Annotated in this window: 9 protein-coding genes; 3 read left to right on the top strand and 6 right to left on the bottom strand. The window is 34.1% G+C overall.

All coding sequences use genetic code 4. The annotated features are described in order from the left end of the window. Window position 1 precedes the first annotated feature (1 nt). The 6 genes from WEN_RS01245 to dnaK all read right to left on the bottom strand — a co-directional run bounded on the left by WEN_RS01245 (window position 2) and on the right by dnaK (window position 7,457). Window positions 2-982: an ATP-dependent 6-phosphofructokinase gene (locus WEN_RS01245; protein WP_014849750.1), complete on the bottom strand. Its 981-nt coding sequence runs from the start codon at window positions 980-982 to the stop codon at window positions 2-4. Window positions 983-1,020: 38 nt separating this feature from the next. Further along, window positions 1,021-2,544 carry a phosphopyruvate hydratase gene (eno, locus tag WEN_RS01240; protein ID WP_014849749.1) on the bottom strand — a complete coding sequence of 508 codons (1,524 nt, stop codon included), beginning with the start codon at window positions 2,542-2,544 and terminating at the stop codon, window positions 1,021-1,023. After that, on the bottom strand, window positions 2,544-3,143 hold the full coding sequence (locus tag WEN_RS01235) for an MPN555 family protein chaperone (RefSeq protein ID WP_014849748.1): 600 nt from the start codon (window positions 3,141-3,143) through the stop codon (window positions 2,544-2,546). The genes eno and WEN_RS01235 overlap by 1 nt, the downstream gene beginning before the upstream one ends. A 1-nt stretch (window position 3,144) precedes the next feature. Next, a complete protein-coding gene (locus WEN_RS01230; RefSeq protein WP_014849747.1) occupies window positions 3,145-5,046 on the bottom strand; it encodes a hypothetical protein in 1,902 nt (633 codons plus the stop codon). Between the two features lies 1 nt (window position 5,047). Then, window positions 5,048-5,563 carry a hypothetical protein gene (locus WEN_RS01225; protein ID WP_014849746.1) on the bottom strand — a complete coding sequence of 172 codons (516 nt, stop codon included), beginning with the start codon at window positions 5,561-5,563 and terminating at the stop codon, window positions 5,048-5,050. A 79-nt stretch (window positions 5,564-5,642) separates the two neighbouring features. Next, entirely contained in the window at window positions 5,643-7,457 is a 1,815-nt protein-coding gene (gene dnaK, locus WEN_RS01220) for a molecular chaperone DnaK (protein ID WP_014849745.1), read from the bottom strand. 120 nt (window positions 7,458-7,577) lie between these two features. On the opposite strand from dnaK, the gene WEN_RS01215 reads away from it, so the two are divergent. From WEN_RS01215 to WEN_RS01205, 3 genes are all read left to right on the top strand, one after another. Next, window positions 7,578-9,521, top strand: a complete 1,944-nt coding sequence (locus tag WEN_RS01215) for a lyase family protein (protein ID WP_014849744.1) — start codon at window positions 7,578-7,580, stop codon at window positions 9,519-9,521. Between the two features lie 70 nt (window positions 9,522-9,591). Further along, complete coding sequence (atpE, locus tag WEN_RS01210) at window positions 9,592-9,858, top strand: ATP synthase F0 subunit C (RefSeq protein WP_043911288.1); 267 nt, start codon at window positions 9,592-9,594, stop codon at window positions 9,856-9,858. A gap of 62 nt (window positions 9,859-9,920) precedes the next feature. Then, the gene (locus WEN_RS01205) at window positions 9,921-10,547 is read left to right on the top strand and encodes a hypothetical protein (protein ID WP_014849742.1); all 627 of its coding nucleotides are present in this window, start codon (window positions 9,921-9,923) and stop codon (window positions 10,545-10,547) included. The last annotated feature ends 49 nt before the right edge of the window (window positions 10,548-10,596 follow it).

Raw genomic sequence — 10,596 nt, 5'->3', positions numbered from 1 at the left:
ACTAGAATCTATCCTTGGATTCAATTAAAGAGATTCTATCTCCTTTACTTTTATCAACAACTTCTGATAGTTTAGTTCTATAGAAATTATCTCCATCAAAACCTATAGCTACATCAAACTCTCTGGCCTCAAAAGAGTTAAAAGCTTCTCTTCCAAAAGAAGAAGCAACAAACATCTCTCAAGTGGTTGGAGTAGCTCCTCTTTGAGTGTGTCCCAAAGAACAACCTCTAACTGTAAATCCAAGATCTTCCTCTAACTTCTTTGTTAACTCAGACATAGAAGGTAGTTGAGAAACTCCCAAAACCTTTTCAACTACAACAATCACTAATCCCTTATTGCCTCTAAATTCTCTAATCTTTCTAACCTTCTCTCTTAGCTCTTCATAACTAGGTACATTTTGTTGAGTAATAACTAACTCCACTAAAGGAGAGGAATAAGAGGCAAATACTCCTAAATCAGAGCAATCTCTCCCCATAACCTCAACAATGGTTAATTGTGAATGTGAGTTCGCAGTGTATCAAATTTTCTTAATTGCTTGTCCTATTTCTTCTAGGGCTGAAAAGAAACCAATGGTGTATTTAGTTGAACTGACATCATTATCAATAGTTGCAGGAAGAAGAATAACTGGAAGTCCTAATTGAGAGATTAACTTAGATCCTTCATAGGAGCCATTTCCTCCCAATACCACTAAAGCTTCAACTCCTTGATCTTTAAGAGCCTTTACTCCTTCTGCTCTTAACTCAGGAGAAGCTCTGAACTGAGAAGATCTACTAGAACCTATTACAGTTCCTGCATTGTAAGTTCTTCCTCTCAAGCAATTAAGTTTGTATGGGATATATCTCTTTTCAATTAAGCCTTGATAACCATTCTCTATATATACAACTTCATAGCCCTTAGAAAGAGCTAATTCACTAAAGGAATAAAGGGCACTGTTCATTCCTGGAGAATCTCCTCCAGAAGTTAAAACAGCTACCTTTCTCACCTAACTAGTTAGACAAAGAATTGATTGAATTTCAGTTTCTATACCTTTACCTCTGCTTTATCTTGCTTGTCGGGAGATACAGCTTTCTTTGCAGATGCTAACTGTTCTGGAGTTATTTCTTCAGTCTTAACTTCTCCTGATTCATTCACTAGATATCTCTTAGGTTTGAATAGTTCAGTGTTATTGAAATCTAGACTGAACAAGCTGTAAAGACCATAGAAAGTTGAACTAGAGGTAGTCAATTCTATTTCTATTTCAGCTAATCTGTTGTACTTAGCTGTTCTTTCAGATCTTGAGAATGAACCAGTCTTAATTTGTCCTGCAGAAGTACCTACTGCTATATCTGCAATAGTAGTGTCTTCAGTTTCTCCTGATCTGTGAGATACTATGCAAGATCATCCAGCACCTTTAGCTAATTGCATAGTCTTAAGAGTTTCAGTTAAGGTACCAATTTGGTTTACCTTAATCAAAACAGCATTTGAAAGTCCCTTTTCAATTCCCATTTGAGTTAATTCTGGGTTAGTACAGTAAAGGTCATCCCCAACAATTTGAACTTGTTTTCCTATCTTCTTTTGTAGAAGTGAGAAACCTTCAAAGTCTCCTTCTGCTAATGGGTCTTCTATAGAAATAATTGGATATTTATTTACTAGTTCAACATAGTAATCAACCATTTGTTCACTAGTTCTAGTTCCAGCTTCACTAGACAACAATCCAGCCTTAATTGCTTTCTTGAATCTATATAGCTTAGTTTCTCTGTCATATAGCTCACTAGCTGCACAGTCTAGTGCAATAGCAACATGTCCATGAACAACTCCAGGTCTATATCCTGCCTTTTCAATAGAAACCAAAAGAGCATTCAAAGCTTCTTCAGTTGAGTTCAGGTTAGGTGCAAATCCCCCTTCATCACCTTTAGCTGTACTCAAACCTTTTTCTTTTAGGTACTTAGCTAGAGAGTGGAAACACTCTGCAGATATTCTTATAGCTTCATGCATAGAAGAAGCTCCAACTGGAACTATCATAAATTCTTGGAAGTCTAGAGTATTGTCTGAGTGAGCTCCACCATTAATTACATTCACCATCGGTAGAGGAAGAGTGAACTTACTAATTCCTACATTTCCAGCAAGTTCAGAAACATATTGGTAGTAAGGAATTCCTTTTGCCTTTGCAATTGCCTTGGAGATAGAAAGTGAAACAGCAAGTATGCTATTTGCACCATACTTAGACTTATTGTCTGTTCCATCTAGATCAATTAGGAATTGGTCTAGTTCAGCTTGATTTGCTGGGTTTACATTGTTTTCAATTAGTGAAGGTCCTAGAACATAGTTAATGTAGTGAACAGCTTTCTTAACTCCTTTCCCTCCAAATCTAGAAGGATCTTCATCTCTTAGTTCTAGGGCTTCTCTAGCTCCAGTTGAAGCTCCTGAAGGAACTAGAACTTTTGCTGTATAGGACTTCTTACCTACAAACTTACCTTTAGAAACTTTTGCAATGCAAGCAACTGTAGGATTACCTCTAGAGTCAATTAGTTCGTATGCAAATAGATTTTCTATATTGAAACTCATTAGGACTTATTAGCTGGAACTTCTCTTACCTCAAAGTGGCTTCCAAAAGCATTCATAATTCTTTCAGTAATCATTTGTTCTAGTAGATTTTCCTTTACAGAAGACATCTTCTCTGGATCAGTAAGGTATTCTCTTATAGACTTACCTGTTTGTCTATAGTGGTTTTCAAGCACTTCTTTAGCCAACTCATCAGTAACTACCAATTCTCAGTCTCTAGCTAGATCTTGGAAGATCAACTGCTTAAAGATAGTAATTTTTGCGTGACTCTTTAACTGTTCCTCATTAAAGTTTACATTAGTTTGCTTTAAACTCTCTTCTCTTTCAGCTATTTCAGAGTCATCAAAGTCCACTGTGTAAGCTGAAGAAATCTCATCCATAGCAGCATTAAAGAGATTGTCTCTCATAATCATTTGTCTCTTTTCTTGTTCTATTTCTTCTTCTGTGATATTTGGTCTATTTCTCTTTAAATTTTCCGCAAACTCTTTAATTACTGCTTCATTAAAGTAAAGTCTTTCTATTCTGAGGATCTTCCCCCATTTAACTGGTTTTTTTGAAACTATTTTTGATCTTAGTTGAAGTGTAAGAAGGCTCTCGCTCACTCTAAGCTCTTTCTAAAGTATTATCTTTTATTATTCCGTTTATTAATTTTAAATATTCAGAGTGAAATTCCTTTAATTCCTTCAAACTTCTATTCATTCTTTCCTCTACCTTTGGATAGTCAATCTTAGGTATAGTGTTTAGTTGAATTAAAGATTCATATTCCACTTTGTCTCTCTGTAGATTCACATTTCTAAAGATATTTGAATAACTATCAAGTAAGTTAGCACACTTTTCATAGAACTTGCCTTCTGGAGAGAACTCTTTGAGAGAAGAACCTATTCTCCTTAGATACTCAAGATTCAGTTTGAGCTTCAAATATTCTTGCATTCAACCTTCTTCCCCCTCCCTCCAACTATTGATATAAGGTGAATATTCATAATAGAGCTTTACAAAGTACTCTCTAGAGGCTGAGTTGAATTCAGCATTGTATTTAGCTCAAAAGTATTGATTCTCTCTCAATAAATCACAACAGATAGTGTTGCATTCATCTCTTAGCTCCTCAACTATTGCATTCACATCAGTAGTTACCTTCTCTTCTAAGTTCACTAATATTTGCTCCTTTTCAGCCACTATCTCTTCTAGTCTTTTCTTTTCTTGTTCAAACTTTTTAACTAAAACCTCAACAGACTTATTCTTTAAGTTCTTAAGAGCTGTATATCTTCTCTCAGAGTGATTCAAATTGAAACAATGTTGTCCTTCCATACTCTCTATCTCTGAGTCAAAAGAGCTTATAAGTGGAACTAATACCTTGGAGTATTTCACTTTTAACTCTTGTAATTGTCACTCTAATCTCTCTTTTTCTAGAGCAAAGATTATCTCTAATTCAGACGGCTCTAAGGGAGTTTGCTTAGTCTTGAGATATCCTTTAGCTTCAGAGAGTTTAGTGAACACTATATTGATTAAGTTAAGATAGTTTTCTTTTAAGTAGGTAATTAATTTCTCTAACTCAAAACTAAAGAAAGTTTGATATTTAACTACTCTAGTTTTGTAGAAATTAACTATCGCAGAACACTCTCTAAGACTTAAGAGATATTGTCTCTTTAGCTCACTACAGTTATTCTCTAAGGCACTTAATTGATAGTTAATTGTGTTAGAGGCTTGTAATTTAAGGAATTGAGCTTCATACATTCTAGATTCCAATTTCTTTTGAATGAATAGTCTGAAGTTAAGCAACTTATTGGAAGGAAGAGAAAAATGTCTCATAATGTCATAGTATTCTTCCACCAAATCTTCTCTTAGTTTTTCTAACTCAGTTAAGAATTCTTCTCTGGATTGCTCAATAATGGTGTGAAGATCTACATATTTTTGAGTTAGAAAGTAGATTAGTTTTTTATTCTCAGCTCCAATAACAGTATTTCTGAGTTCAAAATTGACATCTAAGAGTCTTAGGTAACACTCAAAGGCATCTTCTTCTATCTTTTTTAAAGCTGCAATATTCAGCTTTAAAGTAGAGACTGGTAGTTCTAGCAAGCCCTCTTTTCTCTTGTCATAGTAGTAAAGAAGTTGCTTTAAGAAGTTAATTTGTTCTTCTCCTTCTTTTAGCTCAACTACATCTTTTTGATTAATGAAGCTAATGTGTCTCTTTAGATCTATAGAAGAATTAATTTTTGCTTGTTTTAAGAGCTCATAGATATGAGAAATATTACTTCCATATCTATTCTTTAGCTTTTCAGCTATCTCTACAATCTTTAGAGCAATAAAGGATTTAGCTTCAGATCTAAGAAGGTAGTAAGAGAATAGCTTATAGAGAGCAAATATTCTTTTGCTTTGTCTAGGGGCTTCTGAGGTAAGTCCTAACTCACTAGTTAACTTAGCTTTGTAAAGCTCTGCTGGGGTAGGTTCGTGAGTAGGTGGATTAAAAAAAGGTGTGCTTTTACTTTCTCTTACTTCTGTGTGAGACACTTTATTTAGTACTTGGAGCCTCTAATATCTCAACTATATTTGCATCAATTAAAGAGAATTTAGAAACTCTCTTTTTCTTAAATTGAGGCTCTAACTCTTCAAACTTGACATAGTTACCAGACTTTGCTCCATTTAAGTTCTTTTTGTGAACAAAGTGAGAAGACTTCTTGTATTTTTCATCACCCTTTTTTACAGTAATGAAACCATTACCTTGTTCATTTATATCTAGATAACCATATCCGAATCTACCACTAGGTTTGTAATCTAGATAGTCTATATATCACTTTCCAAATTGATTCTCTCCTATGAGATATCTTTGCTTTAGGGAATTAAGAGCTTTAAAAAATAGCTCTTCAGAAATAAATTCTTTGGGATGGTGAAATCTAACATATCTGAAGAACTTGGACTTTAAAACATCAGAAGGTACTGGCTTTGGATCTACTATCAATAACTTGATAACTATATCTTCTATGTGCTTGTCAGATAAGTTAGTTGTATGACTCTCTTGTTCTGTCATTAATTACTAGTTCTATAAGCGGAATAACACTTCTTTTAATTTAAAGCAAAGTTATATTCCTATCGCTGAAAAATTAATGTTATGACTTACTCTTGTCTGATTCAACTTCAACTTCTTTAGCTCCATCTTCAGAACCAGCTTGAGCTTTGCTTTCAGCTTCTTTCTTGTAAACATCTTGCATAATTTGTTGACTCATATCTCTTATTTGTGACATCTTTTCCTTTAATTCATCAATCTTTCTCTCTTGAATTAAAGTTCTAAATTCTTCAATTGTTTTTGTGGCACTTTCCTTTTGTTCAGGAGAGATTAACTCAGATTTTTCTTCAGTTTGCTTTTGAAGCATAGAGATCCAAGATTCAGCTTCATTAATAACCTCTATTTCTTCTTTAGCCTTCTTGTCCTTTTCTAGGTTTTCTTCCGCTTCTTTAATGATCTTGTTTATTTCTTCTTCAGTTAAGCCTGAAGATTGGTTAATGGTTATATTGTTGCTTTTTCCTGTACCTTTATCTTCAGCCTTTACAGTAAGTATTCCATTTGCATCAATTGAAAAAGAAACTTCAATTTGTGGAACTCCTTTAGGTGCAAGTTGAATATCTCCTAAGGTGAAGGTTCCTAGAGATTTATTATCTCTCGCTAAAGGTCTTTCTCCTTGCACTACATGAATATCTACTGCAGGTTGATTATCTACAGCTGTAGAAAAGATTTGCTTCTTTTCGATAGGCACTGTACTATTTCTTGGAATTAAAGGAGTAGCGACACCACCTAAAGTTTCAATACTCAAAGTCAAAGGAGTTACATCCAGCAGCAGAATATCTTTAATATCTCCAGCTAAGATACCAGCTTGAACTGAAGCTCCTAAGGCCACAACCTCATCAGGATTAATAGATAGGTTTGGTTTTTTCTTAGTTAATCTTTCAACTAATCCTTGAACTGCTGGCATTCTGGTTGAACCCCCAACCAAAAGAACTTCATCAATTTGGTTTAACTCAATCTTTGATTCTCTAATTGCATCCAGAACAGGCTTTTCAGTTCTATCTAGTAAATCTTTAGTTAATAACTCAAATTGTGATCTAGAGAGAGTTAAGTCAACATTTAGAGGCTCTCCATTAATCATTGTTAAGAAAGGCAACATAATTTGAGTTTGTTGAACTGAAGAAAGTTCAATCTTTGCCTTTTCTGCAGACTCTTTCAATCTTTGCATTACTAAGTTATCTTTTGAAAGATCTACATTGTTTTCCTTCTTGATAGTTTCAAGTAATCAATTAATAATTCTTTTGTCTCAGTCATCACCACCTAAGTTGTTGTCCCCAGAAGTAGCTAATACTTGGAAGGTACCATCTGATACATCCAACATAGAAACATCAAAAGTACCACCCCCTAGGTCATAAACTAATATCTTTTGTTCTTTATCTTTCTTATCTAGTCCATAAGCCAAGGCCGCTGCAGTAGGTTCATTAACAATTCTTACTACATCTAACTTTGCAATCTTTCCAGCATTCTTGGTGGATTGTCTTTGAGAGTCATTGAAGTAAGCAGGAACAGTAATAACTGCTTTACTTACTGGAGAACCTATTCTCTTTTCCGCATAGTCTTTTATGTATGAAAGAATGTAAGCAGAGATTTCTTCTGGACTATAAGACTTACCTTGTGCCTCTACTTTTTCATTAGTACCAATAAGTCTCTTGATGGAGATAATAGTGTTTTTGTTTGTAACCATTTGTCTTTTGGCGCTATCTCCAACAATAATTTGTTCACCTTTGAAAGAAACAACAGAGGGGACTGTTCTCTTTCCTTCCGGAGTTTCTAGAACTTTAGGTTGACCTCCTTCTATAACAGCAACACAAGAGTTAGTTGTACCTAGGTCAATACCTAGAATTATTTCCTTCTTAGACATATTCAAGAACTATTTTAGCACATTAAACCTTAGAGTGCTAAAAAACTTACTGTATAGACTTATTTCTTTCTTGAAAATAAATTAAAGGATATAAATCTAGCTTAAAAATTTATCTAGAAAATGATTAAGAGATACCAACTCTCTGAACTGGAACCTCTATTTTCTGAAGAGGCTAAATATAAGAGATGAAGTCTCTTGGAGAGAGAAGTTCTCTATGCCCTCAAGAACAATAACATTCTCAATCTTGATGAAGGAAAAATCAAAGAGTTAGAGAAATCTTGATCTTCAGTAGAGATCAATGAAGAAGAAGTGCAAGCTGAAGAAGAAAATACTAAACACGACTTTGTTGCCTTTTTAAACGTACTAGAAAAGAAACTGTGTTCTTCTCCTATCTTCAAATATCTTCACTATGGTCTAACTAGCTCTGACATTATTGATAGCGCTACATCTCTATTTCTCAGAGAGGCCAATAACAAGTTAGTTAAGTGAATAGAAGAGTTACAAACTACTCTATTTGAGCTCTCTACTAGATACTTATATGTTCCTCAGATAGGTAGAACACATGGAAGACACGCAGAACCTATCTCTTTTGGGCACAAATTTGCTATTTGTTACCAAGAGTTAGAAAATGCACTAGAACAACTCTATCTGGCAAGAAGAAATATAGAGGTAATAACTATTAAAGGGGCAACTGGCTCTTTTGCTCATATAAGTAGTGAGATACAAGAAAATTTAGCTCACAGACTAGGATTATTTACTATCCTTGGAACCACTCAAGCTTTACCTAGAAATAGACATTCTGCTTACCTATTTGCTCTATCTCAATTAGGAAAGATAATTAACACTCTAGCTATTAATCTAAGAACTCTAGCAAGAGAAGAGATATCTGAAATATCTCTTATTCCTTCTAAATCTCAAGTTGGCTCTTCTGCTATGCCCCACAAGACCAATCCAGTAACTCTTGAGAATATCTCTGGTCTTACTAGATGATTAACTAGCTTATCTGATCTTGCTAACCAGAATATAGAGTTGTGAGATGAAAGAGATATCTCTCATTCATCTAATGAAAGAGCTAGTCTAATGGATGCACCTACTCTTTTGGGAAATATAGTCTTGAAAATGAATGACTTCCTAAAGAAATTAAGAATAGATGAGTCAAGACTAAAGGAGAATCTTGATTTAACTAAGGGCTTAATTCACTCTCAAATAGTCTCATTGGCTTTGCTAGAAGATCCAAATGTTGGCTCTAGACAAGAGGCTAGAGGTATTATCTCCCAGATGACACAAGATATTAGAGCTGGAAAGGCTAATTCCCTACAGTCAGCTCTTTCTGACTCTAATTACAAAGATTCAAAGGCTTTATCTACCTTATCTAAGGTTGAAAACTTAAATCACTATCTTCAATACTTTCCTAGACTACACCAACAAATATTCAAGAAAGAAGATAAGTTAGGAGACTTATTTAACAAATATGAGATAGACAATACAACTTATTACCTAGCTCAAAGACTTAATTGAAGATATAGCTCACAGTCATTTAAGAGTGATGAAAAAGTTATTGTTGTTTCTCTCTTAAAAGAAATTTCTAGCTTTAATGGGAGACTTCTTTCTCTCTTAACCTTTCCATTAACTGTTGTATTTGTGCCTTATTCTGATGAAAGTTTCTTTTTGAAATTTGAAGAATCTAAGGCTTATAAAAAAGTATTGGAGCTCTCTAAAAGTTACTCAAAGATACTGGTAGTGAAGGAAAGAATAGAAGGAAGAAAGATACTTGAGAACTTATACAGTAAGTTAGAGAAGATAGAAGGTATTGAAGAAATAAAAAGTGTCTCTCTATTTCTTGAACTTGCTAGCTCAACAGAAAAGTCTATCTTTAGCTCTGAATATTACAAACCTACATCTGCACTACTAGATTTTTCAAGTAGTGAAACAGATATGGAAACTAGAGAGTTTAACTTTAAGAATTGAACCCCTGAAAGTAAAGTTCAACTAGTAAATTGGTTTGGTTTCTTAGTGACTGACAATGAAGGATTAAATTTAAATCAGAATATCAGCCCTCTGTAATTACCTTTAGTTAATTAATTGAGTTTTCCAGACCTTAAGAATTTTTTAGGAGAATTAGTTACTAACCTAGCTGGGGGGGGGCTCTGAATTATTTTTATTTAACAATCATCAAAAGGTGATTGGGCAAGGTATTGGTGCGGGAGTTGCAATATTAGCCGGTTTAGGAGCGGCTTTAGCACAAGGTTACATTGGTGGCAAAGCAGTTGAATCGCTCGCGAGAAACCCAGAAGTTGAAGCTTTGATATTCAAGCAATTTATAGTAGGAGCTGCTGTATGTGAGTCAGTTGCTATCTATGGATTAATTGTTGCAATATTGATAATGTTTGCCATTAAATAACTTCTAAGACACTCACTTAACACTTAAAGAAAAAGTCTTATTGAGCATAAAAATAATTGAGAATGCTCCTGAAGTTATTTGGGTTTGCAACTATTTGTAAATGAGTAGGGAGGAAGAGCAAATGAAAACAACCAGAAAAACAAAAAACACAAGAGATAAAGAAATATCTAAAGATTGAATATGGCTTGAATGAATGATTCTTGCTGTGGAATGGAATACTCAGGTGATTTAAATTTTTAAAGCTTTTTCAAAGGTTTTTTTGTGTACAGGCTAGTGTAACTCTACCTATTGGGATTTGTATGTCTCCTTCTACTTCTTGATGAGGGTATGGTTTTTTTGGAGCAGGAACTTTTGTAACTTATCTAATCTATTACTTTTACTTTGCAAAATCTAAAAAACTATTGAAGTATCAATCCAAGGTAAAAGAAAGCTTACATCTTCAAAAATGCAAATCTACTGTTAAGTGAGCTTTACTTATTAATCTTTTTCCTTTGGTTTCTATTTTTAGATATAAACCTTTTGAGTCTATAAACTACTCTCTTTCGGATTTAGTAGATACAGTAACCTTAGAACACATGAATCCTGTTCTATTTGCAAAAAAACTAACTAAGTTAAATAAAAAACCAGAGGAGTTGCAAGGTTTATCTGTAGATTTAGAGGAATTTCAGCAACCTATTGACTTGATTTAAAGGCACATAAGATTAATTATTAAATGGTCACAATGCGGGGGGGGGCAAT

This window comes from Mycoplasma wenyonii str. Massachusetts (assembly GCF_000277795.1).
In the GTDB taxonomy this organism is placed as follows: Bacteria; Bacillota_I; Bacilli_A; order Mycoplasmatales; family Mycoplasmoidaceae; genus Eperythrozoon_A; species Eperythrozoon_A wenyonii.
Note: the sequence above shows the minus strand (reverse complement) of the source record. Positions and strands in the feature narration are given on the sequence as shown.